General features: G+C 46.6%; 21 protein-coding genes, 3 tRNA genes, 1 other RNA gene and 1 pseudogene. 5 read left to right on the top strand and 21 right to left on the bottom strand.

Going from position 1 to position 24969, the window contains the following annotated elements; translation table 11 throughout:
* A pseudogene (locus BLR88_RS06095) lies at positions 1 to 202 on the top strand (IS701 family transposase); the annotation flags it as partial.
* A 270-nt stretch (positions 203 to 472) separates the two neighbouring features.
* Here BLR88_RS06095 and BLR88_RS06090 read toward each other — a convergent pair.
* The 9 genes from BLR88_RS06090 to BLR88_RS06050 all read right to left on the bottom strand — a co-directional run bounded on the left by BLR88_RS06090 (position 473) and on the right by BLR88_RS06050 (position 6820).
* The gene (locus BLR88_RS06090) at positions 473 to 1906 is read right to left on the bottom strand and encodes a sigma-54 interaction domain-containing protein (protein ID WP_091260182.1); all 1434 of its coding nucleotides are present in this window, start codon (positions 1904 to 1906) and stop codon (positions 473 to 475) included.
* A gap of 49 nt (positions 1907 to 1955) precedes the next feature.
* Positions 1956 to 4304 carry an AAA family ATPase gene (locus BLR88_RS06085; protein WP_091260179.1) on the bottom strand — a complete coding sequence of 783 codons (2349 nt, stop codon included), beginning with the start codon at positions 4302 to 4304 and terminating at the stop codon, positions 1956 to 1958.
* A 15-nt stretch (positions 4305 to 4319) separates the two neighbouring features.
* Positions 4320 to 4619, bottom strand: a complete 300-nt coding sequence (locus BLR88_RS06080) for an iron-sulfur cluster biosynthesis family protein (protein WP_057899478.1) — start codon at positions 4617 to 4619, stop codon at positions 4320 to 4322.
* Positions 4620 to 4720: 101 nt separating this feature from the next.
* Positions 4721 to 5108: RNase P RNA component class B (gene rnpB, locus BLR88_RS06075), an RNA gene on the bottom strand.
* A 66-nt stretch (positions 5109 to 5174) separates the two neighbouring features.
* Positions 5175 to 5261: transfer RNA gene (locus BLR88_RS06070), tRNA-Leu, on the bottom strand.
* 7 nt (positions 5262 to 5268) lie between these two features.
* Positions 5269 to 5344: transfer RNA gene (locus BLR88_RS06065), tRNA-Lys, on the bottom strand.
* A 5-nt stretch (positions 5345 to 5349) separates the two neighbouring features.
* Positions 5350 to 5426 (bottom strand) — tRNA-Arg (locus BLR88_RS06060).
* A gap of 134 nt (positions 5427 to 5560) precedes the next feature.
* On the bottom strand, positions 5561 to 5854 hold the full coding sequence (locus tag BLR88_RS06055) for a hypothetical protein (RefSeq protein ID WP_139184922.1): 294 nt from the start codon (positions 5852 to 5854) through the stop codon (positions 5561 to 5563).
* Positions 5855 to 5866: 12 nt separating this feature from the next.
* Positions 5867 to 6820 carry a hypothetical protein gene (locus BLR88_RS06050; protein ID WP_057899480.1) on the bottom strand — a complete coding sequence of 318 codons (954 nt, stop codon included), beginning with the start codon at positions 6818 to 6820 and terminating at the stop codon, positions 5867 to 5869.
* 314 nt (positions 6821 to 7134) lie between these two features.
* Here BLR88_RS06050 and BLR88_RS06045 point away from each other — a divergent pair, with 314 nt between their 5' ends.
* Positions 7135 to 7632, top strand: coding sequence for an N-acetyltransferase (locus tag BLR88_RS06045; RefSeq protein WP_057899481.1), 498 nt, complete (start codon positions 7135 to 7137; stop codon positions 7630 to 7632).
* A gap of 129 nt (positions 7633 to 7761) precedes the next feature.
* On the opposite strand, the gene BLR88_RS20070 is transcribed toward BLR88_RS06045, so the two are convergent.
* Complete coding sequence (locus BLR88_RS20070) at positions 7762 to 8805, bottom strand: YkvA family protein (RefSeq protein ID WP_236781889.1); 1044 nt, start codon at positions 8803 to 8805, stop codon at positions 7762 to 7764.
* A gap of 155 nt (positions 8806 to 8960) precedes the next feature.
* A complete protein-coding gene (gene namA, locus BLR88_RS06035) occupies positions 8961 to 9980 on the bottom strand; it encodes an NADPH dehydrogenase NamA (RefSeq protein WP_057899482.1) in 1020 nt (339 codons plus the stop codon).
* Between the two features lie 187 nt (positions 9981 to 10167).
* Between namA and BLR88_RS06030 the strand changes: the two genes are divergently transcribed.
* Positions 10168 to 10644, top strand: a complete 477-nt coding sequence (locus BLR88_RS06030) for a DUF2062 domain-containing protein (protein ID WP_236781890.1) — start codon at positions 10168 to 10170, stop codon at positions 10642 to 10644.
* Between the two features lie 47 nt (positions 10645 to 10691).
* Here BLR88_RS06030 and BLR88_RS06025 read toward each other — a convergent pair whose 3' ends face one another.
* The 4 genes from BLR88_RS06025 to BLR88_RS06010 form a co-directional block, all read right to left on the bottom strand.
* A complete protein-coding gene (locus BLR88_RS06025) occupies positions 10692 to 11486 on the bottom strand; it encodes an ABC transporter ATP-binding protein (protein ID WP_057899484.1) in 795 nt (264 codons plus the stop codon).
* Positions 11479 to 12432, bottom strand: a complete 954-nt coding sequence (locus BLR88_RS06020; protein WP_091260178.1) for an ABC transporter permease — start codon at positions 12430 to 12432, stop codon at positions 11479 to 11481. Before BLR88_RS06020 ends, BLR88_RS06025 begins: the two co-directional genes overlap by 8 nt.
* A gap of 128 nt (positions 12433 to 12560) precedes the next feature.
* A complete protein-coding gene (locus BLR88_RS06015; protein ID WP_057899486.1) occupies positions 12561 to 13631 on the bottom strand; it encodes an ABC transporter substrate-binding protein in 1071 nt (356 codons plus the stop codon).
* A gap of 274 nt (positions 13632 to 13905) precedes the next feature.
* Positions 13906 to 14847, bottom strand: coding sequence for an RluA family pseudouridine synthase (locus BLR88_RS06010; RefSeq protein WP_091260187.1), 942 nt, complete (start codon positions 14845 to 14847; stop codon positions 13906 to 13908).
* 190 nt (positions 14848 to 15037) lie between these two features.
* Here BLR88_RS06010 and pyc point away from each other — a divergent pair, with 190 nt between their 5' ends.
* On the top strand, positions 15038 to 18493 hold the full coding sequence (gene pyc / locus BLR88_RS06005; protein ID WP_057899487.1) for a pyruvate carboxylase: 3456 nt from the start codon (positions 15038 to 15040) through the stop codon (positions 18491 to 18493).
* A 57-nt stretch (positions 18494 to 18550) separates the two neighbouring features.
* On the opposite strand, the gene ytfJ is transcribed toward pyc, so the two are convergent.
* Entirely contained in the window at positions 18551 to 19051 is a 501-nt protein-coding gene (ytfJ, locus tag BLR88_RS06000) for a GerW family sporulation protein (RefSeq protein WP_057899488.1), read from the bottom strand.
* On the bottom strand, positions 19024 to 19692 hold the full coding sequence (locus tag BLR88_RS05995) for a DUF2953 domain-containing protein (RefSeq protein ID WP_057899489.1): 669 nt from the start codon (positions 19690 to 19692) through the stop codon (positions 19024 to 19026). Before BLR88_RS05995 ends, ytfJ begins: the two co-directional genes overlap by 28 nt.
* Positions 19693 to 19842: 150 nt before the next feature.
* Between BLR88_RS05995 and BLR88_RS05990 the strand changes: the two genes are divergently transcribed.
* Entirely contained in the window at positions 19843 to 20796 is a 954-nt protein-coding gene (locus tag BLR88_RS05990; protein ID WP_091260176.1) for an S-layer homology domain-containing protein, read from the top strand.
* 56 nt (positions 20797 to 20852) lie between these two features.
* Here BLR88_RS05990 and BLR88_RS05985 read toward each other — a convergent pair whose 3' ends face one another.
* The 4 genes from BLR88_RS05985 to BLR88_RS05970 form a co-directional block, all read right to left on the bottom strand.
* Positions 20853 to 21677 carry a CoA-transferase subunit beta gene (locus BLR88_RS05985; protein ID WP_057899491.1) on the bottom strand — a complete coding sequence of 275 codons (825 nt, stop codon included), beginning with the start codon at positions 21675 to 21677 and terminating at the stop codon, positions 20853 to 20855.
* Between the two features lies 1 nt (position 21678).
* Positions 21679 to 22653: a CoA transferase subunit A gene (locus BLR88_RS05980; RefSeq protein WP_091260174.1), complete on the bottom strand. Its 975-nt coding sequence runs from the start codon at positions 22651 to 22653 to the stop codon at positions 21679 to 21681.
* Between the two features lie 181 nt (positions 22654 to 22834).
* Positions 22835 to 24430, bottom strand: coding sequence for an acyl-CoA synthetase MbcS (gene mbcS, locus BLR88_RS05975; RefSeq protein WP_057899493.1), 1596 nt, complete (start codon positions 24428 to 24430; stop codon positions 22835 to 22837).
* 274 nt (positions 24431 to 24704) lie between these two features.
* A complete protein-coding gene (locus BLR88_RS05970) occupies positions 24705 to 24911 on the bottom strand; it encodes an alpha/beta-type small acid-soluble spore protein (RefSeq protein ID WP_057899494.1) in 207 nt (68 codons plus the stop codon).
* Positions 24912 to 24969: the final 58 nt, after the last annotated feature.

Raw genomic sequence — 24969 nt, 5'->3', positions numbered from 1 at the left:
TCAACGTCGGGCGGTGAAACGGTATTGGATCTTGGTGCAACTCGCTTATGTGTACAGTATGGTCGAATCCAACAGCGATTTCTCTACCGGGCTTGACTTCCTTCGAAAGAAGAAAGGACATAGCCTCGTGGAGTTTATTTACGATGCAGCGAAACAAGATATTCCCATTGATGTCGTTAAAAAACAGCTTCATGTGGCATAAGGGGTACTCCGTTTGTCTCTTTTTACATGGTAATTATTGTAATGAAAATTGCTCAACTACAGTTAATAATCTTACTGATTTAGGGAGCAAATATCGTGCCAAACACTCTGGTTACTTTTGATGGTCGTTATGCATAACAAATAGAGCTTGAAAAGTCTTCATTTTTTCTTATTTATGTAAAAAACAAAATCATTTGTAAATAAAAACCCTTTCATCTTTTCCAAAATTATAGACGAAAATTCCAAGAAAATAGAAAAAGGTATCAAACAATTATTGATACCTTTCTTCGTTTAAACCGTACCGGGCCAGCTTGACATATAAACCGGACTTGCTAATACCAAGCTGCCGCGCTGCAGCAATCTTATCTCCTTTTGTTCGACGAATCGTTTCGCGAATGACCTCCGCTTCCGCTTTCTCCACCGCTTGCTTTAATGTTACCATTTTCTTTTCTGTCTGGGGGCTGGTTGCCAGCAGCGGCGGCAAATCCTGCAACGCAATCATTTCCCCGTTTTTTACGTATAAAGCACGCTCCAGCACATTGCGAAGTTCACGAATGTTACCTGGCCACGAGTAAGCAAGCAAGGCACGCATCGCCTCATCTTCTACACCTTTGGCACGGATACCTGTCTCTTTCTCCAACTGCTGCAAAAACGATTCAATTAACAGCGGAATATCCTCGCTTCGTTCACGCAACGGCGGAATTTCAAGCATTACAACATTCAAGCGATAATACAAATCATGGCGGAATTTTCCCTGCTCCACAAGAGTGAGTAAATCTTTGTTGGTAGCAGCAATAATACGCACATCAACTGATTCTGGCTTATCCGCGCCGATCGGTTCAATTTCTTTTTCCTGAAGTACCCGCAACAATTTCGCCTGCATCATTAAAGGCATTTCGCTAATTTCATCAAGAAAAATCGTACCGCCTTTCGCGAGGGCGAATTTCCCTTTCTTTCCGGATTTTTTCGCCCCTGTAAAGGAACCTCCTTTGTAACCGAACAGTTCCGACTCAAGCAACGTATCCGGAATGGCGGCGCAGTTCACTTTAATAAGCGGCCCCGCGCTGCGGTAGCTTTCCCGGTGAATAGCATGGGCGAACAATTCCTTGCCTGTACCGCTCTCCCCTTTAAGCAAAATAGTTGTATCACTTTTGGCTACACGGCGCCCTAGTATTTTTACTTTTTCCAGTTCGTCACTTGTGCCAAGAATCGTATCAAACGAGTATTTCGCCTGCAACCGCTTGTCCAGCTCGTCTTTGTAATAATTCAACTCTTTGCGCAGATTTTCTACTTTAGTGGTAAGCGCAAATAAATCATCAACTTCCTGGAACATCACCGTTCCAACAACGGCTGCCACTTTTCCCTGGTTAAACACCGGGATGCGGCTGGCAATCATCTCGCGCCCATTAATTTTTTGAATTTGGGCAATTTCCGGCTTTCCAGTCTGACCCACGATGTGCATCCGCGTATTTTCAATGACTTCAGTCACATGCTTACCAATCATATCGCTAAGCTTCCAGCCCAGAAAATTCGCGTAAATTTCGTTGGCCATTAAGATATATCCGTTCGGGTCGACAATTAACACACCTTCGTAGGCATGATCAATAATCGTCTGCAACATGTCTTTTTCTTCTTTTACCTTTTGCGCTTTTCCGGCCAGCTCAACCAACAAACGGTGCACCCATCCGTTTCGCCGGATTATCATGCCGTTTCCTCCTATTCTGCCGTAGCTCTTCTATACTTATCATAGATATTTATGACAAAAACGGGAAGGGGCGGATATCACTTTCTTCCAATCGCATTAATTCTTCCCGCGTAAATGCTGTGTGCCCCGTATCCATCAAACGCCTTGCCTGGCGCTGCATGGCCTCCTCAATAACATCGCGCGCAAGCCGAGCATTGCCGCTTCGCTCTCCGCTTCGCTGTTCGAAATACCGACGCAAACGGTTGATGGCTTCCAACGAAAGCTGATAGCCCTGTTCAGCGGCATAAGTTCTTGCCACTTCGAGTAATTCTTGTAATGAATAATCCGGAAAATGAAAATACTTTTTGAACCGGGAACGCAGGCCTGGATTCGTATCCAATAACTGCTCGATAAAGCCGGGATATCCAGCCAGCACAACAACAAGATTTTCTTTATGTTTTGTCATTTCTTCAACCAGCGTATCGATCGCTTCTGCACTGTAATCATTCGAGCCGGATGGGATCAAGGCGTGAGCTTCGTCAATGAATAGCACGCCACCCAGCGCTTCGGTGATTTTTCGCCTCGTTTTAACGGCTGTCTGTCCTACATATTCAGCTACTAAATCTGCCCTTCCGACCGTAACCAAATGTCCTCGCTTCAATATGCCCGCTTCTTTCAAGATCGAAGCATAAATTTCTGCTACCGTCGTTTTACCGGTACCCGGATTGCCGGAAAAAAAGGCATGAAACTGCAGCGGCGTAACGGGTAAGCCTTGCTCTTTCCGTTTCCGCTGAATGGATAAAAGCGCAAACAATGTCTTGATCTCTTCTTTAATTTCCTTCAACCCGACCAAAGCATGCAAGCGTTCAGTTGCCGGCTTCGCTTGCGGAAGCGGACGTGCAAAATCTTCCGCATATAAAATGGTAAATTCATCAGCTGGCAGCTCTTCTTTGCCTTTCAGCTTACGTCCTTTTGCCGTAATCGCGTCAAGCACGATATTTTTGACTGTACGCGCGTTGCCAAACGTAGCGTCCACACGCTCCACTTCAATCCGCTCTTTCAAAGCAGCAACCGCACTTTCCGTTAGCACAAACTGATTATTGCGGGCCACCATCTGTCCAATAGCCACCAGTTCATCCATCGTAAAGTCGGGCAGGTAAAAATGACCACTTTCTGGAAAACGGCTGCGTAAACCAGGATTAGCCAGCAGAAAATTTCTCATCTCTTCCGGATATCCGGCCAGTATAACAGCGAATTTACCGGCATATTCCCCCCCGGTCATCGCCGCGACAAGGGTATCGATCGCCACCTGTCCGAAATCGTTTTCCGCGCTTCCTGCGCGTTTTAAACTATACGCCTCATCAATAAACAACACCCCGCCAACCGCGCGCTGCACCGCTTCCATTACTTTCTGCTCCGTATGCCCTACATAAGAACCCACCAACTGGGAACGATCCACCTCAATAACGGAAGAGCGTTCCAGAAGCCCAAGTTCATGGTAAATTTCTGCCAAAAGACGGGCTATCGTCGTCTTGCCCGTGCCTGGATTTCCCATGAGAATCGCGTGCAGTCCAATCTCGTCCTGCATCTTGAATCCAAGCTCTCGGCGCTTTGTTAAATAAAGCAAAAAATAATACAAATCATGAATCCGCTTTTTGATATCTTTCATACCGACAAGCGCATCCAGACGTTCCAATGCGGAAGGCGACTGTTTCGCTTCCCTTCGGTAGCCGACCATCGCCGTGTTCCAGTCTTCGAAATAAGCGTTTAGTCTCTCAAGCGCTTCGTTAAACTCCCGCAACATCTCTTCGGGCGCATACAAGCCACTAATGGACTGATGGTAGGCCATAGCGCACGCTTCCACTTCGCGCACCAATTCCGACAGTCCAGCCAGCCAGGCGGATGCTTCCTCCCATACAATATCTTTTGCAGCAAGATGTTTCTCCGTTGCTTTCCCTTCTGCAATCCACCGCTCGGCCAGCTTGATTTTTTCCCCGGTAAGACGCTCAATACCCTGAAGAACTTCAAGTGTTTTCTGTTTACGACGCTCGGACGGATCTACCTGGCGCAGCGGAAAAAAGGAAATATCGTCAAACAGAGAAGCAAGTTCGGCAAGCAGCACAAGCTTCATGTATTTCCATGCCTTTTCCAATTCTGGTGCCAAATCAACCGCCCGACGCAACCAGCTTTCCGCTCCTTTTCCTTCTGGCTGGCTATTCCACTGTAAAATCCCAAGGCATGTGTACAACATCGCTTCCCACGGACGAAGCTGCTCCTCATCCATTTGCTCTTTCCACCGAGACAGCTGGGCATACAATTCAGCAGCACGCGCTTCAAAGCGTTGTGGAGCTTGTTCGATTTCATGAAACAGCCCCCCGACCGCTTCCGTCCATTCATCAAACTGCAATATCCGGTTCATACACACCCCTCTTCTCTATTCCAGCAAAGGATTGTGAAACTCAAATCCATACTCTCCTAAATATTTATTATGCGATAACGTTCCTCCCTCGAAATACCAAGCATCGCTTGCCCGGATAAAGAATCGAATACCTCCCACCTCAAACACAGCATCTCCTGCCTTCATTTCATTCTGCGAGCTTTTTTCGATAGCATAAAACAGTCCACCCGCACCAGGACCACCAGTACGTACATACAACCGGTAGCAATCCCCTTCCCGAAATCCCGCATATTTTTTGTAGGCCTGTACCGCTTCCGGTGTAATCGTAAAATTCATTCTTCCGCCTCCTGGGTTTCAAATTGACAACAAATGTAGAAAAAACCGTTCCTAAATAACGGAACGGTTTCCTTATAAGATCATATATCGGCTATAAGAAGTGCTGTAAGCCAGGTTTTGTACTTCCCGTACTCATCACGGCAGCCAGCCTGGTACATGGAAGCGACAGTCATCTATCTACGAGACTCCTGTCCCGTCTATCCTCCGGTTCATTTCCCTTCGGATAGTGCCCCTACCAAAATTTGGGTTGCTCGCTTGCGGGGTTTACCTCGTTCCACCCCTACTGTTTCCAGTAGAGCTACGTCACTGTGGCACTTTCAGGCTATTCTCGGCATATTCCAAAAGGAACGTAGCCGATTTCACCGCCGTCAGCCGCTTGCGCGACTGCCCTGCCTTGCGGCAGGCACAAACACTCCGAGCCTCTCAGCCCGGGCGAGCCTGGACTTTCCTCTATCCATGCAAAAGCATGAACAGCGACTGTCCGCACTTCTTATGTTATACATTTATCAACAATATATTAAAAACCAATTCATTCGTTACATGTTATAAAAAAAATGGTGCGGATGAAGGGACTTGAACCCCCACGGTGTTGCCACCACTAGAACCTGAATCTAGCGCGTCTGCCGATTCCGCCACATCCGCATAAAAATGGTGAGCCATACTGGACTCGAACCAGTGACACCCTGATTAAAAGTCAGGTGCTCTACCAACTGAGCTAATGGCTCCTTGCTGGCGTCCCAGGAGAGATTCGAACTCCCGACCGACGGCTTAGAAGGCCGTTGCTCTATCCAGCTGAGCTACTGGGACATGATTTCGTGTCTTCTTATATAGCAGCGACAGAATTTATAATATCACATAAGGCTTCTAATGCGCAAGATTATTTTTTGGAAAAACAGAAAAAATGTTTTAGAAAAAACGGCAGGGCGAAAGCAGCGCCCTACCTATTCTTGCGCATGCAGGCCCGGAGACAACCAGCCCGACGCAGATTCATAAACGTGCCAGTATCGCTCCCACTTGATGATAAATTTCTCCATCATCTCAATCCACTTGAGCAACCGCTCCCGCTCGCGGGCCAGTTCGGCAATTCCTTGCATGTCACTTTCCTGAAAGCAGAGCCGAACTTCTTCTTCTATCCACTTCACCTGCATCCGCTTGCTCTCCACCACCAAGCGTAAGCGCTCAAAGCGACGATGCAGGCCGTCAAGCTCTTCAATCGCTTCCATTGATACGGTCATCCTTATTTCTCATTATTTGTTTACGATTTCAATAACTTTTTCAAGCGCAGCAACAATCGCTTCACATTTTTCTTTTTCCGCCACAAGTTGAGAAATGGCGGACATGTTGTTGCTCTTGAAATGCTCAAGCACTTCTTCCTCCATTTCTTTAATACGGAGTTCTAACTTCTCAGTCGAATCCTGGGCATTTACCAATACATCTTCAAATACGCTTGCTGTTTTCAATTCATTTGCCATTGTTACAGCAACCTCCTCTTCCCTTTGAATATTCTCATTCACAATGACATCTTCTTGTTCTTGCTCCTGCAGCACATTCACCTGTACTTCTTCCGCTTCAGGCTGTGGCTCGCTTTCTCTTTCATAACTGACGATAACCAAACCTTCAACTATGTGAAAACGTGGGTCTCCCTCCGGTACAAATACGTATTCGCGGCGCGACAGATTCAATTCATGCTCCATCATTAGCAGCAGTTGCGCCAAAGGCAGTTGTTTAACCTGTTTGTCCACAAGGAAACGGTAAATGTGGTCATTGGCTATCTCCCAGCGGGCCAAATACCACAAGTCTGATCCGATAAAACGGACAAACCGAGGGTCTTTGTACAGAGGAAGCTTGTTTTCAGCGTAGCTGTAGGAAATTATGTTATGCCAGCGCAGCTTTTTTAAACATTGTTCTGCCGTCAAAGGCCCTTTGTTTTCAAGGAAATAACGCACCAGCTCTTCGGCGATATGATCGCGGAACGGCGCATCCATCTCGACCACCGCGTGAGAACTTCCCACATGAAAAGGCGAAGCTTCTTCAGCAAGCGCTTCCTCAATCACTTCGCCCGGCGATTGGCCTGTGCGTTGTAAGCTTATGCCGTATGTATTCTGCAGGCGACTTTCTAATTCCTGCCTAGAAAGCGAGCGCTCTCCATTACGGAATACCTTTTTTAACATGCTGCTTGCTGTATATACTAACTCACTCATTTTAAGACCCCTTTGCACATGTCTTATCGTGTATTATCATACCATGTTCCACCTCTGCATGGGCGGTAATTTTAGTCTTTTGCCCATTTTTCCTACGGTTTTGTTTCTATAAGACCAGAATATTTCTTTCCCACGATTCTTCACTGTTAAGCGCCACCATATCAAAACCACCTTGTCCATTCTTATAAAAATACATTTTATCCAATTTACATCCTAGACATATCAAAGACAAGAGTGTATATTTATTATTATAAATTCGATAATTATACATATTCTTAATTACATATACACAATATTCTCATGGAGGGATAGCTATGTTAATCCGAAAGGCAAAAATACAAGACCTTGACGGGATGATGGCTTTAATTAACGAGTACGCACAGCAAGGGCTAATGCTGCCCCGTTCAAAGCTATCACTCTGTGAAACGTTGCATTGCTTTTCCGTTGTCATTGACGATATAGGGGAAGTTGGCGAACCAGGTGAAGTTGTGGGTGTGGGCGGTCTTCACATTCTGTGGGAAGATTTAGCTGAAGTACGCTCGCTCGCCATTTCAGAAAAAGCAAAAGGAAAAGGTCTTGGAAAGAAATTGGTGAACCATCTCATAGATGAAGCGAGAGAACTTGGTCTCCGTCGTGTCATGTCATTGACATATCAGCAGGAGTTCTTTGAGAAGTGTAAGTTTTACGTCGTAAAAAAAGAAACACTGCCACACAAAGTATGGAAAGACTGCATTAATTGCTCAAAATTTCCAAGCTGCGATGAGATTGCGATGATAAGAGAACTTGCTCCCACACCGGTCGGGGTAAAATGAGAGCGAAGCATGAAATGATGTTCCCAAAACAAGCTCTGGCATAAAAACAATAAGGGAAGGAGGTAAGCCCCTTTTCTTCCCTTATTCTCACTTTCCATCCTCCGTTTCCTGTCCCATGATATCTTTCTTCTATTTTCGCTTTTTCAACACGTTTTTTATCATTTCAAATCGGCTTTTGCCGACGAGCGAATCGGCTTTGCTTAGTACATCACGAATAATACCGACAACGTTTTTATCTCCGTTCCAGTGTTCGTGAATAATCTCTTCGTCCACATCTACCAACATTTTGTTCAGCGCCAGAACAGCGAAAATAATATCGTCAATAAAACCACCGGGGCCAGCGATAAATTCCGGAATAATATCAAGCGGTGACATAAAGTACACAAGCGCGGCCAACGCGATCGATTTCGAGCGCAGCGGCACGCGTCTATCTTTGGCCAGCCGGGCAAGCAAAACGAATAAATCTGGAGCAAGCAGCAAGTACGGTGCGATTTTTTCCGCCCGGGTATCCCCGATTTTTTCACGCATATATTTTTCAATTCTTCCGCGTAACTGATCGTAATATCGTTCATGCTCACGATTCAGTACGATCAATTCACCACCTGTATGAACTTCCGTTTCTCCGCTCTCAGAAGATGGCTCCACTTCTTCCATCGATTTCATCCAGTCGAATTCCAAAGCCTCAGGTGCAAGTTCCGGCGGTACTGTGATTTCCAGATGAAGCACCCCTTCTTCAAAAATCAGTTTGTCCACCTTAATATCCTGCAATACCGGATACATGTTTACCAATGGGGCCAGTTGGATAGTAACCCGATTATCCGAAACGTGAACCTCCCGTTTGTTTCCCAACGCGTTCATTAATAATGTTTTACCCGTTACGTTCTTGGCCAGAAACATTTCCGTTTCGTGCGACAGCTTTTGCGTAAGTGATACTTTTTCTCTTTGTACATCTTCTGTATAAATAAATGACACATACCGGCCGGATAGATCAAAACGGAACGCATCGAGTTTAAGCGTATACAGGACAGGAAGCCACTCCCCTCTTGTCCGTACCTGAGCATTTACAACTGCGTATCCTTCATACGAATGAAACGAGTTTATATACATGTTTGACAGGAGTTGATTAAGCCGTGGCACTACTACAGCATTAAGGATTTGTTCGTTTATCTTCATTCGTCTCTCGACTCCTTTTCTGGATTCGCTGCTATACATTATCTTACCCTTCTATACGGACAATGGAACGCGGCAGTTTCATGAAGAAAAAAGCAGGTGCCACCCTACAAAAAAAACATTCCGACTTTTATCCGGAATGTTTTTTCCCAGCTCATTTATTTAAACCCTCGCTCGTACTGACGCGGCCCTTCATATTCACGGTTCCGTTGTTTCGCGGCTTGCAATACCCAATACGGATTACGTAAGAGCACACGTCCCAAAAAAACAAGATCCGCCCTTTCGTTGCCAATAATTTCATTAGCCAGCGAAGGATCATCGATCAATCCAACGCACCCTGTCGCGATGCCGGCTTGTTTACGGATTGCTTCCGCGTATGATACTTGATAACCCGGAAAAATTTTCTTTGGTACAACAGGTAGGATGGCGCCAGACGAGCAATCGATCAGATCAACACCTGCTTCTTTAGCCATTCCGGCGATTTTGATACTGTCTTCAATCGTTAATCCGCCCTCCACGTGATCAACCGCCGAAATACGCAAATAAAGCGGATTTTCCTCCGGCCACTCCTGCTTTACCGCTTCGATCACCCGCTTCAAGAAAAGAAAACGTCCCTCCAAACTTCCACCATAACGATCAGTCCGTTTGTTGGCAAGCGGTGACAAAAATTCATTAATTAAATAACCGTGCGCGCCGTGAATTTCCACAATGTCAAATCCCGCCTCACGCGCGCGCCGGGCCGCCTGCCGCCAGGCGTCTAACACTTTTTCAATTTCTTCTTCGCTCAGTTCTTGCGGCACAGGCGAATTCTCGTCAAACGGAACTGCGCTCGGCGCCACAATCGCATCTTTCACCTGCGCTTTGCGTCCGGCGTGCGCCAATTGAATCGCAGCCGCTGCTCCCTGCGCCTTCACGAAGTGTACAATTCGGCGCAACGGTTTGATATGCTCATCACTCCAAATTCCAAGATCCTGATGGCTAATGCGGCCTCTGCTCTCTACCGCCGTTGCCTCCAGCATCACCAGGCCAACCCCACCGACCGCACGCGTACCGTAATGTACATAATGCCAATCGGTCGCTTTACCGTCATCACCTGCCGTATACATGCACATTGGTGACATAACAATACGATTACGCAATGTTACATTTTTTTGTGTGAATGGAGTAAAAATTGACAATGTCTCACGCCTCCTTTATTTATCAACATATACGCCTTCTTACATTATAAATGATACTATAAAAATCAAAGAAATACTAACATTCCATGTGTTTTTTCGCTATAATAATACATAATACCCTAATGATCGGCTAAGCATTTTGCATAAGAAACGGAGAATCTCTATGCTAAAAAAACTTTACCGGAAAATGAGATATCAATATTTAAAATTGCTTCGCTCCAAAGGAGCGCCTTCGATTGTGGCCCGCAGCTTTTCGCTCGGTATTTTCATCGAGTTTATCACGCTGCCAACACTTGGCTCAGCATTCTTGCTCCTTTATCCGCTTAACTTGTTAATTCGCGGCAATTTCGCTGCTTCGCTTATCGGGTTCGTGATGGGTAAATTCATTTTGCCGCTGTTTTTCGTGCTTAATATGAGCGTAGGCAATCTGTTGGTCGGAAACAAATTTGGGCAGGACGTAAGCGAACAAATGAGCCATATGGGTTTTATGATGCTTTGGCAATTTATAAAAGAAAAAGGAATTGCATTTTTTGTCGGCAGCGCCGCTAACGGTTCGATCGTCGCGATCATTTGCTATGTTCTGGTGTTCTACGCGCTCCAATTATATCGAAAGAAACGGCAAGGTCGGCGCCTTGCTCTGCAACTTGAAAAAGACGTCAAATAAAAAATCCCCGGATTTATCGGGGATTTTTTATTACGTTATGCGAACCACTAAGCAAGTATCGCCCTATCACTGGCAAACTTTTCGCCGCACAAACGCTGAAATTCAGCCAGCAATCGTTCGACTGTCAAATTTTTCTTCTCCTCTGACGGAACATCAAGAATAATGGAGCCTTTGTCCATCATAATCAGCCGATTTCCCAAATCGAGCGCCTGCTGCATATTATGCGTAACCATTAGTGTTGTTAGCTTCTGCCTGGTCACAATTTCTTCTGTTAATTCGGTAATTCGCTGCGCACGAGCGGGATCAAGCGCCGCCGTATGCTCGTCAAGCAAAAGCACTTTCGGCTTTGTAAACGTTGCCATGAGCAAGCTCAGCGCCTGACGCTCCCCACCAGACAATAGCCCGACTTTCGCACTCAACCGGTTTTCAAGTCCAAGATGAAGCGTCTCCAGGTAAGTCCGGAACTCATCGCGCCGTTTGGCTGTCACCCCTTTGCGCAACGTGCGGCGTTTGTCACGCGCATACGCCAGTGCTAGATTCTCTTCGATCGTCATCGAAGGGGCTGTACCGGCCATCGGGTCTTGGAATACGCGGCCAATCATCGGCGCCCGTTTATATTCCGGAAGATGAGTAACATCTACTGCATCGATCTCTACCGTGCCGTAATCCGGTTTTAACACGCCTGAGATAATGTTCATTAGCGTGGATTTTCCCGCACCATTACTGCCAATAATCGTCACAAAGTCACCTGGCTTTAGGTGAAGATTGACATAGTTCAGCGCCACTTTTTCATCAACGGTCCCTTCATTAAACACAACATAGAGATCCTTTAACTTAAGCATGCTTCTTCACCTCGCCTCCTTCAAGCACTGCCGGCCGCTGGCCATGGTTTTTCGCACGCGCAGCACGGCGCTTACGTTCCTTATAATTTGCAGATATGCGCGGCATGATAAGTGCAATAATAACGATTAAAGACGTCATCAACTTCATATCAGACGGGTCGAGACCAATTTGCATCGCCAGCGCCACAACCATCCGGTAAATAATCGCTCCCCCAATAACCGCAAATGTAGCCCAGACAATGGTGCGGTTACCAAAAATCGCTTCTCCAATAATAACGGACGCAAGGCCAATAATAATCATCCCGATTCCCATCGATACGTCGGCGAATCCCTGATACTGGGCGTACAGCGCTCCAGCGAGCGCCACCATCCCATTGGAGAGACTTAATCCGATGATGATCATGCTATCCGTGTTCGCAGAAAAGCTTCGAATCATGCGCTGGTTGTTGCCTGTCGCGCGGATGGCAAGACCTACTTCCGTATGCAGAAACCAATCGTTAATAAACTTAATAATGAGAGCGATCACTGCAACAGCAAACAGTTGTCCATAATCTCCCAGTATAGAGAGCGCGTCCTTGATTTGGGTCAACAGCGTTTCTTCGCCGAGCAAAGGCACATTCGCTTTGCCCATAATGCGCAAATTGATAGAGTACAACGCAATCATCGAAAGAATTCCTGACAGAAGGGCGTTGATTTTTCCCTTCGTATGTAAAATTCCAGTCATTGCGCCAACAAGCAAACCAGCAGCCACGGCAGATACCGTGGACAAAAACGGGGCAAATCCCGCCGTTATCATCGTCGCGCCGATTGCGCCCCCGGTGGCGAAACTCCCATCCACCGTCAGATCAGGAAAATCCAAAATCCGAAACGTCAAGTATACGCCAAGCGCCATAATAGCAAAAATAAAGCCTGACTCAATCGATCCTAATAACGCTGCTACGTTCATGACGTCCTCCTTTCACACCTGCTCCTCTTTTATCATTCTTTATTATCGTTACGCACGGGATGCGGTTTCCGGAAAGGAACCGGCTCATCGATTCCTTTCACCGGAGGACCTGCTTTCATGCGGTCGCATTATTTTGCTTCTGTTTTTTCAAGCATTTCTGGCTTCCACTTATCCATTGCTTCTTTCGGCAGTTTCTCAAAATCGATTCCCTGTTCTTTTGCCGCTTCTTTGTTAAACACAAGATTCAACTTGCTTGGGTAGCCAACAGGCAAATCTCCCGGCTTTGCTCCTTCTTTCAAGATTTTAACCGCCATCAAGCCGGTTTCGTATCCGATATCGGAATACTCAAATCCGACGCCAGCAAAACCCCCATTGCGCACGGATTCAAGTTCTCCCACAAATAGGGGAATGTCGTTTTTATTCGCAACGCTCACGATTGATTTCAGTGCCGCCACCGCGGTGTTATCCTGCGGTACATATATGGCATCCACCTTACCCACAAGCGACTCTGCTGCCTGCTTTATTTCACTCGTATTGGTCGCGGTAGCTTCCACCGGGGTAAGCTGAAGTTTGCCCAACTCTTCCTTTGCCACTTTCACGTTCGCCACGGAATTCGCTTCTCCGCTATTATAGATAATGCCAACTTTTTTCGCCTGCGGGAAGAAATCTTTAATGGCTTTCATTGTGTTCGGAATTACATCCGGCGGCGTGTCAGAAAAACCGGTGATATTTTTGCCCGGCTTCTCGAGATTATCCACCAGCTTGGCGCTTAACGGATCGGAAACAGCTGTAAAAAGAATCGGCGTATCTTTTATGTTTTGCAACATCGCCTGCGCATTCGGCGTCGCGATGGCAAGAATCAAATCTTTTTTATCAGCGGCAAATGTTTGTGCGATCGTATTGACATTTGTCTGATCAGCCTGCGCGTTTTGATAATCAATTTCCAGGTTCTTTCCTTCTTCTAAACCGTTATCTTTCAACGCTTTAATGAAACCTTCCCGCGCCGCATCCAATGCCGGATGCTCAACATACTGTGAAACACCTATTTTGAATTTCTTATCGGCGCTCGCTCCAGCTTCCGTCCCGGCTTTCTTCTCTGTTTCTTCTGCTTGCTGGTTAACGCTTTGTCCTCCGCAAGCGCTCAGCAACACTAGCATCGTCACAAAAAGCAATGCCAGCCATCGCCTTTTTCTCACCATACACATTCCCCCTACATCTTTAATTTTTTTCTTTATTATAAAAATTTAATATATTCATTATAACACGATCTATTTTACTTTAAAGCAAAAAATTAAGCGAAATATTCTTTTTTTTTAAAAGAATCAGATTAAATTACTTGAATTTTCTGCTTTAACGCGTCTAATGAAAAAAGCAAAAAAAGAGCTATTACTTGATAAACAAACCAATAATAGCTCCTTTCTTTATCCTATTCATCATATTAATGAAGGATAAAAACAATATCCGCTCATAGACTTAACGAAACGATAGCTTGTTGTGGGCGGCAACAAGCAACGTTGCCATATCGTCCGGCAACGGAGCCTCAAACGATAGCATCCTTTTATCGCGCGGATGCGGAAAGGACAACATGCGAGCATGCAGCGCCTGGCGACCAATTAGCATCCTTTCTCCACCGTATAAATCATCACCAAGCAATGGATGTCCCATATAACTCATATGAACACGAATTTGATGCGTGCGACCCGTATCCAATTTCAAACGTAAGTGAGTAAATGTTGCGTACCTTCCTAGCACTGTATAATGGGTACGCGCCCACTGTCCATCCTCATGCACGATTCGCTCCATCAGCGAATCTGCTTTGCGCCGGATTGGAGCGTCAATTGTCCCTGTATCCTCCCTCACTTGTCCATGCACGAAAGCTTCATAGTAGCGGATAATGCCTCCCGCGCGCTGCACGGCAGCTAGCTGCTGGTGTGAATATTGATTTTTCGCGATTAGCACAAGACCTGATGTGTCTTTATCAAGACGATTAACCGGGCGGAATTTACGTGAAATTCCCTGCCGCTGCCAATGGTAGACTACACCATTCGCCAACGTGCCATTCGGATGAAGCATCGTTGGATGTACGCAAAGATTCGGCGCTTTATCCACCACAAGAATATAATCGTCTTCATAAATAGTGAAAAATGGGATCGGCTCAGGCTCAACATTTTCAGATTTTTCTTCAGGTAAATATAGTTCTACCGTGTCCCCCGGAGCAAGCGGATGATCTAGATAGGTTGGAACACCGTTCAAGCGAATCCCTTTGGCGCGCTTCAGTTCGACGAGCAAACTGCGGGAGATGCCGTGTTCTTCGCGCAAAAAGCTGCGCACGTTTCTTTTTTCCTGTTCTCCTCTATCTGCTTTCCACGGTACAGTAAACCGAATCACTTGTTGTATGTCATGGTTCTCATTCATTTCTTTCATCCTCCAAGCCTCACCTCATAATCGTTTCCGCTTTTTCTGCTTTGCAAGAAAATTATCCATTTTGGTGTTTTCATGTGTTTGAATATTCATTCATGTGTTATTATTAATTATAGTTATCAAATTTAACATAGCTTTTTACTTTAAGAAAAATAAAAATTTCAATGTAGGAGAGGGAGATTGAATGGCTCAGATCAAAACGTTCAAAAAAGTACTGGTGGCCAACCGCGGCGAGATTGCCATCCGAATTTTCCGAGCCTGCACGGAGCTTGGCATTCGCACAGTTGCCGTGTATTCCGAGCAAGACAATATTGCTCTGCATCGTTTTAAAGCTGACGAAGCGTATGTCATCGGAGAAGGCAAAGGCCCAATCGAAGCCTATCTGGACATTGAGGGCATCATCGAAATCGCCAAACGCCACGACGTCGATGCCATTCATCCGGGTTACGGCTTCCTGTCGGAAAACGAACAATTCGCCCGACGTTGTGAAGAAGAAGGCATCACGTTCATTGGTCCGACATCTGAACACATCCGCATGTTCGGCGATAAAGTGACCGCCCGCCAAATGGCGATCGAAGCTGGCATTCCGGTCATCCCCGGCACCCCGGAACCAGTACGCACGCTCGAAGAAGCGCTTCGTTTCGTCAAAGAGCATGGCTATCCCATTATCATCAAAGCGTCGTCCGGGGGCGGCGGTCGCGGCATGCGCATCGTTCGCAAGCAGGATGAACTGCAAAGCGCCCTCGACCGCGCCCGTTCCGAAGCGAAGTCCGCGTTCGGCAACCCGGCTGTTTATCTTGAAAAATATCTTGAACACCCGAAACATATCGAAGTACAGATCTTGGCTGACCGGTATGGGCACGCCGTCCACCTGTTCGAGCGCGACTGTTCCATCCAGCGCCGGCACCAAAAGGTGGTCGAAGTCGCCCCAAGCCTGTCCTTGACTGAGCGACAGCGGGAAGACATCTGCAATGCAGCCCTGCGCTTGGCCAAGACGTCCCGTTACATCAATGCCGGTACGGTCGAATTTCTGGTCACACCCGATGGGAATTTCTATTTTATCGAAGTGAATCCGCGCATTCAAGTCGAGCACACGATTACAGAGATGATCACCGGAATTGATATCGTGCAATCGCAAATCCGCATCGCGGAAGGATATGCGTTAGAAGATCCGGAAGTCGGCATTCCATCTCAGTCGAGCGTACAAATGCGTGGGTACGCCATTCAATCGCGTGTGACAACAGAAGATCCGGAAAACAACTTTCTACCGGATACTGGCCGCCTGCTCGCATACCGTTCGGCCAGCGGGTTCGGCGTTCGTCTGGACGCAGGAATCGGCGCGCCTGGCGCCACCATCACACCATACTACGATTCTCTGCTCGTGAAAGTGTCGACACATGCGCTCACATTTGAACGCGCTGCGCGAAAAATGCTGCGCACGCTCAAGGAATTCCGGATTCGCGGGGTAAAGACTAACATCCCGTTCTTAGAAAACGTCATGCAACACCCGGATTTCCTGCGCGGCACATACGACACCTCTTTTATTGATACGAAGCCGGAATTGTTCGAGTTTCCAAAACGAAAAGACCGCGGCACCAAGCTGCTTACCTATATCGGCCAGACGATTGTCAACGGGCACCCAGGCTTGGCGAAGATGGACAAAAAACCAACATTTCCGAAAGCGCGTATCCCGGAAACTTCATATTGGCAGGAATACCCAGTAGGCACCAAACAAATTCTGGACGAGCACGGACCGGAAGGCGTAGTGAAATGGATTCAGCAACAGAAAAAACTGCTGCTCACTGATACGACGTTTCGTGATGCGCACCAGTCGCTGCTCGCAACCCGTGTCCGCACATACGACTTGCTACAAATCGCCGAAGCGACCGGCAAGCTTGCGCCCGATTTGTTCTCGCTGGAAATGTGGGGTGGCGCGACGTTTGATACGAGCATGCGCTTTTTGAATGAGGATCCATGGGAACGTTTACTCAAACTGCGTGAAAAAATCCCGAATCTTCTGTTCCAGATGCTGTTCCGCGGTGCCAACGCTGTTGGCTACACGAACTATCCGGACAACGTTATCCAGAAGTTTATTGAAACTGCGGCACGTGCCGGCATTGACGTGTTCCGCATTTTCGACAGTCTCAACTGGGTGGAAGGGATGCGCCTGGCGATCGAAACGGTGCGCGAAACAGGCAAAATCGCGGAAGCGGCCATTTGCTATACCGGCGATATTTTGAACCCGAAACGTGATAAATATAATCTGAAGTACTACGTGAATCTAGCAAAAGAACTGGAAAAAGCCGGGGCTCACATCCTGGCAATTAAAGATATGGCTGGTCTTCTGAAACCATATGCCGCGTACGAATTGATCAAAGCGTTGAAACAAGAAATCGGCATTCCGATTCACCTGCATACGCATGATACTAGCGGCAACGCGGGCGCGATGCTGCTGAAAGCCTCCGAAGCCGGTGTCGACATTGTCGATGTGGCGCTAAGTTCCATGTCCGGTCTAACCTCACAGCCGAGCCTGAACGCCATTGCATACGCGCTCGAACACCATGAGCGGACGCCTGGTCTTTGTCACGAAAACTATCAGAAGCTCGCCGATTACTGGGAAGATGTACGCAAGTACTATGTTGGATTTGAAACGGAGATGAAAGCAAGCAACGCCGAAGTATACAAGCATGAAATGCCGGGCGGTCAGTACACCAATCTGGAACAACAGGCGAAAGCCGTCGGGCTTGGCGACCGCTGGGGCGAAGTGAAAGAGATGTACGCCACGGTCAACCGTATGTTCGGGGATATCGTCAAGGTAACGCCGTCTTCCAAAGTAGTGGGCGATATGGCATTGTTCATGGTGCAAAACAACCTGAACGAACAGAATGTATACGAAAAAGGCGAAACCATTGACTTTCCTGAATCAGTCATTACGTTCTTCCAGGGTTATCTCGGCCAGCCGTACGGCGGATTTCCCGAGGAGTTGCAGCGCATCATCCTGAAAGGCCGCGAAGCTTTCACCACCCGTCCAGGCGAATTGCTGCCATCCGCTGATTTTGACGAGATTAGAGCGATGCTGGAAGAAAAGCTGGAGCGCTCGGTAACCGACTATGATTTAATGTCGTACGTGATGTATCCGCAAGTCTTCCTTGATATGCAAAAACGCCAGCAAGAATTCGGTGACGTGTCTGTGCTGGATACACCAACCTTCTTCTATGGTCTACGCCTGGGTGAAGAAATCGCCGTCGACATTGAACAAGGAAAAACGCTGATAGTGAAGCTTGTATCCATCGGAGAAGTCAGACCGGACGGTATGCGTACCATCTACTACGAGTTAAACGGCCAGCCGCGCGAAATTAATGTGCGCGACGCATCGGCAAAAGTGACCACAGTCCAGCGTGCCAAGGCTGATCCGTCCGAACTAGGACAAATCGGCGCTTCCATGCCAGGCAAAGTGCTGAAAATCATGGTGGAGCAAGGCGACAAAGTGAAAAAAGGTGAACATGTCATCGTCACCGAAGCAATGAAGATGGAAACGACCATGCAGGCACCGTTCGATGGCGTAGTCAAAGAGATCCATGTTAAAGAAGGCGATTCGATCGAAACGGGCGATTTGCTGCTCGTCATTGTTAAAAAATAAAAAAGTTTTCTCCTACAAAAAAGAGCACTGTCACGTGCTCTTTTTGCTCTTTTTTCTTTAATGCAATTCCTCCATAATTTCATTGCCGCTTTTATCACCGCTATTGCACTTTTTTTCCGAATCCTTATTCCGAATCATTCCTTGAATTTTTTCCACAACAGCTGGCGCCAAATCCATCATTCGCTCATAAAGATGGGCCTGTCCTTGCAGCGTGATAGAACGAATCCCTTGTTTTCCGACAACCAGAAATGCTACAGGAGTAATGGAAATTCCACCACCGCTTCCTCCCCCGAATGGAAGCTCTCCTTTTTTTCCACTGTTTCCATGCTGACGCGTCACATCGCTCTCATAACTTCGACGTCCACTTTCACTGGTTTCCTGTTGTGTCTCAAACTCGCTACCTCCAGCCGCAAATCCGAATCCCACCTTAGAGACAGGAATAATTACACTTCCATCCGGTGTTTCCACCGGATCTCCAATAATGGTATTAACATCTACCATTTCTTTAATATTTTCCATCGCCGTTTTCATCAAGCCTTGAATCGGATGTTCTCCCATACACGTTCACGTCCTTTCCGGATATAATTTATCATAATTCGGATAACCGCAATGATAGCATGTCCGATTCGCAACCGGAGTATGCAAAGCAAGTAAATATCCAACATTTCGCGCTGAAAATCTGGAATGACGTACAACCGCGGTCTGGCGCGCAAAGAAATATAATGGGAAAGAAGCGCTATCAGCGCACTTTTTACCGTCCAAACCACACCAACAACCGCACCGGTAGCCGACGCTTCTCCGAGCCCAATATTTGTTTTCCATATTAATTCCTCGCCCCGAACATTTTCTAACGTTCGGCGCAAAATCTGGTTCAAATCGTATACATTCCGCAGCAAACGCGCAAATTTCCACTGCCACACCTGAATGGTACGCGGTGTAATCCATGTTTTCTTTGCCCGTTTCGGAGCTTGCTGCCCGACCTCCACTCTTTCCGAAACTTTGATCCCTTCAGAAATGCTTCGGATCTGAAGCTGATTCACTGTAAAGCGATATTTCAACAACCTTTTAAGCACCGATATTTCAATATCAATTCGGTCATTCTCGTTTGTACGTTCATATACGATTTTAATTCGGACAGACATAAACCAAATCAACAATATAAAAATTGCTATACCGCTTAAAAAAACAAGCCAGCCCATAGTCCGCTCCACCTTTCCACAGGTAGTATGGGCTGATTTTCCTTTCCTCATACAACTATCGGTGCTTGTGCTTGTATTATTTTTTAGCAACTTTTGCACAAAAAATGAGTCAAAACAATAGAAGAGATTACAGAAGACGGTGACGAAATAATGAAGAAAAACTGGATCATACTTGCTGCCAGCGCAGCTGTTGCTGTAGGTAGTCTGCTTGCGGGAGGGGGTTCTGCGGCAGCCGCTGCTCCGTTTTCGGACGTAAATGGACACTGGGCCGAAGCGCAAATTCTTTCCCTCACCAGTCAAGGGGTCATTAGCGGCATAAACAATCACACATTTGCCCCGGATCGCCCTTTGACCCGCGGACAATTTGTAGTCATGCTGGCAAAAATTCTTAAAAACGATCTGAAAACAACAGGATACAGACACGAAGTAAAAAACTATTTTACAGATGTGAAGGCTTCCGATTATTACGCGGACGAATTGGTTCGCCTGTGCAAAGCCAACATCATAGACAACAGGGGAAGTTTTCGCGGCGGGCGAAACATTACACGCCAGGAAATGGCGCACTATCTCGTAAATGCATACCGCTATCTCTACAAACAAGACTTATCTTCCCACATTAATACAAGTCGTATTCCTTTCAAAGATGCAAAGGATATTGCTCCGGGATATAGAGCCGATGTCGTCATCGCCGATAAAATTAACCTCATCTACGGGCGCGATAACGGTAAATTCGATCCACGCGCCACCCTTACCCGGGGTGAAGCCGCTTACGTCATTTACCGTTTCGGTCAAATTGTTCCGTACGAAGACGTCGGCGTACGTTCAGGCTCTCGGTTGACCACCATTCAGGACGCGTACTATAAAAACGGCAATCTATACATTACATTTACATACGATCTGCCCAGTGCAGGATATAACGGACAAATTATTGTCGTAACCCGTTCCGGGCAGCAAATTAATATTGATGTAGATCAAGTAAAACTGGACGATAGCTCTTCTGTCTCCGGATTTAAACAGACCCGTACCATCGTGGTAAAAGAAAGCAATATCAAAACTATCATTGTCCGTGTTAACGGACGAGAAATAACAAGGTTCAACGTATAACGCCAAAACGGAGCGTGACACATTACTCCCGCTCCGTTTTTGATTAAACTGCTTATTTATTTTTTCCTTTGTGGCGTAAGAAAAATGCCTTCCGGATCCACAGCTTCGTAAAGAATGCGTAACTCTTCATACGTCGGTGGTTCCGTTTCCCCTTTGCAACGAGAAAAGTCCAATTCAAAACCTGTGTTCTCCTGCAATTGCTCCTGTGAAACGCCCGGGTGGATCGTATCCACATACATCATTCCCGTTTCCTCGTTAAAACGAAATACCGCCATATTGGTAATCACTGCGCTCGGACCGCCCAAAAACTTTTTGCCATATACCTGCCTACGGGGTACCAGCGTTCCTTCCGGCCATTTCTTCACCATCCAACCTGGGGATGTGATATAGTCTACTCGTTCTTTAAAACGGCGTTTTTCCTGTACCATAATAAATACGGTACGTTTGGCGAGCGAGTTGATATCCGGGTTGCCCCCACTGCCAGGAAAACGCATAGTAGGATTTGTATAATCGCCAACAACCGTAGTATTTACATTGCCATATTTGTCAATTTCCGCTCCGCCGAGATACGCAAGATCGATTTTTCCTCTTTGCAATTGGTTAAATACATCAAATAGACCGGAGGCGACTGCAGCCTTCGTCACACAACGCGGATCACCTACGGATGACGGCAGTGAATCACTTCTGGAATCTATCGTACCCGCTTCATAAATAAGCTTGCAATTTGGCGCATTTAGCCGTTGGGCCAGCATAATCGCTAACATTGGCAGCCCAGTACCAGCGAATACAACTTCTTCGTCCTTTACCTCGCGAGCCGCCGCTACCGCCAACATGTCTATGATTGAATATTCGCCAAGTTTTGCGTACGTTTTGTGCGTCATCTTACCGTTCCCCCCGTTTCACTTTTGTGCTATATTTCCGGTACGAATTCGCCCGCAGCTTTTCCAGACGTGATACCCCTAACTTATTCAGATATTCTGCATGGCTTCTTACACCAAACACCCATTCGTCAGCCCATGCTTTGAATCCTTCATCCGTTTTTGAAGCGGCTGCGAATTCGCGAATAAAAGCGCCGTCTGCGTCATAATAACCGTACGCTCCTGTCGGATGCGCGCTCCATGGAAGTTCTACAATCGCATCCACTAAATAACCTGGAATCAAATTGCGTTCCGGCTCTTCGCGCAAATATGATTCAGGCACGATTTCTTCCGCCAGTACAATCACTAAATCGGACGCTTTAATGGCCTGCTCGTCCGAGTACGTCTGCCCGGAAATCCTAATGGTTCCTTCTTCTCCCACCTGTTGAGCATGCACAATGCAAACGTGCGGCTGTACAGCAGGCACATGGATAAGTTCTCCCTCGTTGTAAAATGGATCCTGCGCAAAATCGAATTTTTTCGCTGGAATTTTTTCGTTAGAACCATCGCGTAAGCCCGCTTTTTCCAGCATATCGTATTCCGGATTTAAAATATCGGTACCACGCGACGCCCAGGTCGGCAGATAAGGAATGCCCATCGCACCCACAGTCATCCGGTACAGCATATGCTGGTGACTATAATCTTCCACTATGACTGAGCGCTCTTTCAGTTTTCGGTCAAGACAATATGGGATTTTTCCGTATAGTTCATGTCCAATCCAGCACGACTCCCAGATAGAAACCGCTCCTGCCCCCACAAGTACTTCCGCGTGGGTGCCAGAATTAACTTCCACAAGGTGTAGGCCCTTTTTTTCCTGACGCAACATCTCATAAACGGCAGCCATGGGACGACGCCAGATAACGAAGCCACTAAAAGTAATCATATCGTTGTCATTAATCATTTGTATCGCTTCCTGTAAAGAACAGCGCTTATCCACCATGTTTGGCTCCTCCTTCACTCCTATTTATTTATATGTTTTCAATTATTATTTTTAAATAAATTCAGAAAAATGTCTATGATGCATGTTTTTGTTTTTTCGTCAACTATTTATCTTTATGAACGAACGCTTGCCTCCTTTTAACACAAACAATCTTCGAGCCTTAGCCCGAAGATTGTTGTTATTATTGCGTCTGAGCAGCTTTGCGTGCTTTCTCCGCCTGACGCAGTTCAACACGGCGGATTTTGCCGGATGTTGTCTTCGGCAGGTCGGATACAAACTCGATTTCCCGTGGATATTTGTACGGGGCAGTCACGCTCTTCACATGCTCTTGCAACTCTTTCACAAGAGCATCAGAAGCGGCGTTCGGGTCACGCAAAATCACGAATGCTTTTACGATGCTGCCGCGCACCGGATCCGGGCTTGCGACAACCGCGCACTCTTTTACGGCCGAATGTTTCACCAGCGCGTCTTCCACCTCAAATGGTCCAATCGTATAACCGGAGCTAATAATAATATCATCGGAACGACCTTCAAACCAGTAGTAACCGTCTTCATCTTCTCTTGCCTGGTCGCCTGTCAGGTACCATTCGCCACGAAATGCGGCCGCCGTACGCTCCGGATCATTGAGATAGCCTTTGAACAATGCCGGCACACTGCGATGCACTGCAATATCGCCCACCTGTCCGCACGGCACTGGGTTACCTTCCTCATCAATAATCGCAATCCGGTTTCCAGGAGTTGGCTTACCCATGGAGCCAGGTTTGACTTCCATTCCCTTCAGCGTCCCAATAAGCAACGTGTTTTCGGTTTGACCGTAGCCGTCACGCACCGTAACATTAAAATATTTTTTAAATGTGTCAATCACTTCGCGGTTTAGCGGTTCACCCGCGCTGACCGTGCTGCGAAGATGCTCTAAGTTATACTTTTCAAGTCCTTCTTCCTTTGCCATAATGCGATACTCAGTCGGCGTGCAGCACAATACGTTTACTTTGTATTTCTCAAGCAAGGAGAGATATTTCTTCGGTTCAAACCTGCCCATATACACAAACCCTGCCGCACCGGAACCGAGTACGGAAATAAACGGACTCCAATTCCACTTTGCCCAACCAGGACTGGCTGTTGCCCAGACAACATCGTTTTCCTGAACATCAAGCCATAGCTTAGCCGCAATCGCTTGATGGGCATACGCCCAGCTATGAGTGTGAATAACTCCTTTCGGATTACCGGTGGTGCCTGAGGTATAGTTTAAAAATGCAATATCGTCCGCACGCGTATTTTCAACCTTGAATTCTTCGCTCTGACCCTCAATCACTTTATCAAAAGAAATCCATCCTTCTCTCTCGCCACCGCACACAATAAACGTATCCATCGTGCGGCAATCTGAACGCACTTCATCAATGCGTTCCGTAAGTTCGTGATAGGCGATTACCGCTTTAACGCCAGCGTGCGTCGCACGGTAGAGAATGTCTTTCGGCATTAGCATTTCCGAGCTCGGAAGCACGATAGCGCCAATTTTTAGCACCGCCATATAGCTAATATACGCATGCTCAATACGTGGAAGAATAATCATGACTTTATCGCCCTTACTAATGCCTAACTCTACCAATCCATTCGCCAACCGATTGGAAAGTCGACATAATTCAGAATACGTAAATTGTTTTGTCTTCCCTTCTTCATTCTCCCACAGCAATGCCAGCTTACTCGGGTCTTTCGCATGCCGCTCGATGTCATTCACCATGTTATAGTACTCGGGTGCATGCAACTGTAATTCGGCCATTCTCCATCTCCTCCAAATTTTGTTTACTTTTGTAAGAGTGGTAAACATTCTTACTTCCTTTGAAAACGTTTACCGTAAGTTAATTATTCTATCTTTTTTGTTATTTTCCTTCTTTATTTTCCTAAATTATTAGAAAAAATGTGGTATTCAAAATTTAGATATAAGTTCGCATCCAAAAAATAAAGAAAGCCCCCAGGCACTCCCCACCCGTCCTTCTTCCAGAAATAAAGAAGGTCGGCGAATTTTCGCCGACCCTTTAAGCCAATTATGAAAGTTATGCACGGCCGCCAAGCTGTTGTTCAGCCATTTGAACAAGACGCTTCGTAATCTCGCCACCTACAGAACCGTTTTGACGAGCGGTTGTATCCGGTCCAAGCGTTACGCCGAACTCAGAAGCGATTTCATACTTCATTTGGTCCAGAGCGTTTTGAGCTTGAGGCACAACCAGATTGTTAGAGCTACGATTGTTGTTTTGTGCCATGTTGTTTCACCTCCTTGTGTGGTGTATCTATAGAATGTCACCACAAAGGAGGTTGCAT

It is taken from the genome of Aneurinibacillus thermoaerophilus (assembly GCF_900099925.1).
In the GTDB taxonomy this organism is placed as follows: Bacteria; Bacillota; Bacilli; order Aneurinibacillales; family Aneurinibacillaceae; genus Aneurinibacillus; species Aneurinibacillus thermoaerophilus.
Note: the sequence above shows the minus strand (reverse complement) of the source record. Positions and strands in the feature narration are given on the sequence as shown.

Excerpts from the sequence above, each read along its gene's own strand:
- BLR88_RS05990 (WP_091260176.1), top strand. The coding sequence starts at position 19,843 with ATGAAGAAAAACTGGATCATACTTGCTGCCAGCGCAGCTGTTGCTGTA.
- BLR88_RS05980 (WP_091260174.1), bottom strand. The coding sequence starts at position 22,653 with ATGGTGGATAAGCGCTGTTCTTTACAGGAAGCGATACAAATGATTAAT.
- BLR88_RS06025 (WP_057899484.1), bottom strand. The coding sequence starts at position 11,486 with ATGCTTAAGTTAAAGGATCTCTATGTTGTGTTTAATGAAGGGACCGTT.
- BLR88_RS06010 (WP_091260187.1), bottom strand. The coding sequence starts at position 14,847 with ATGAATGAGAACCATGACATACAACAAGTGATTCGGTTTACTGTACCG.
- mbcS (WP_057899493.1), bottom strand. The coding sequence starts at position 24,430 with ATGGCCGAATTACAGTTGCATGCACCCGAGTACTATAACATGGTGAAT.
- BLR88_RS20070 (WP_236781889.1), bottom strand. The coding sequence starts at position 8,805 with ATGAAGATAAACGAACAAATCCTTAATGCTGTAGTAGTGCCACGGCTT.
- BLR88_RS05970 (WP_057899494.1), bottom strand. The coding sequence starts at position 24,911 with ATGGCACAAAACAACAATCGTAGCTCTAACAATCTGGTTGTGCCTCAA.
- ytfJ (WP_057899488.1), bottom strand. The coding sequence starts at position 19,051 with ATGGGAGAACATCCGATTCAAGGCTTGATGAAAACGGCGATGGAAAAT.
- BLR88_RS06030 (WP_236781890.1), top strand. The coding sequence starts at position 10,168 with ATGAGATATCAATATTTAAAATTGCTTCGCTCCAAAGGAGCGCCTTCG.
- BLR88_RS05985 (WP_057899491.1), bottom strand. The coding sequence starts at position 21,677 with ATGACGCACAAAACGTACGCAAAACTTGGCGAATATTCAATCATAGAC.
- BLR88_RS06055 (WP_139184922.1), bottom strand. The coding sequence starts at position 5,854 with ATGACCGTATCAATGGAAGCGATTGAAGAGCTTGACGGCCTGCATCGT.
- BLR88_RS06080 (WP_057899478.1), bottom strand. The coding sequence starts at position 4,619 with ATGAATTTTACGATTACACCGGAAGCGGTACAGGCCTACAAAAAATAT.
- BLR88_RS06045 (WP_057899481.1), top strand. The coding sequence starts at position 7,135 with ATGTTAATCCGAAAGGCAAAAATACAAGACCTTGACGGGATGATGGCT.
- BLR88_RS06015 (WP_057899486.1), bottom strand. The coding sequence starts at position 13,631 with ATGGTGAGAAAAAGGCGATGGCTGGCATTGCTTTTTGTGACGATGCTA.
- BLR88_RS06085 (WP_091260179.1), bottom strand. The coding sequence starts at position 4,304 with ATGAACCGGATATTGCAGTTTGATGAATGGACGGAAGCGGTCGGGGGG.
- pyc (WP_057899487.1), top strand. The coding sequence starts at position 15,038 with ATGGCTCAGATCAAAACGTTCAAAAAAGTACTGGTGGCCAACCGCGGC.
- BLR88_RS06050 (WP_057899480.1), bottom strand. The coding sequence starts at position 6,820 with ATGAGTGAGTTAGTATATACAGCAAGCAGCATGTTAAAAAAGGTATTC.
- BLR88_RS06020 (WP_091260178.1), bottom strand. The coding sequence starts at position 12,432 with ATGAACGTAGCAGCGTTATTAGGATCGATTGAGTCAGGCTTTATTTTT.
- BLR88_RS05995 (WP_057899489.1), bottom strand. The coding sequence starts at position 19,692 with ATGGGCTGGCTTGTTTTTTTAAGCGGTATAGCAATTTTTATATTGTTG.
- BLR88_RS06090 (WP_091260182.1), bottom strand. The coding sequence starts at position 1,906 with ATGATAATCCGGCGAAACGGATGGGTGCACCGTTTGTTGGTTGAGCTG.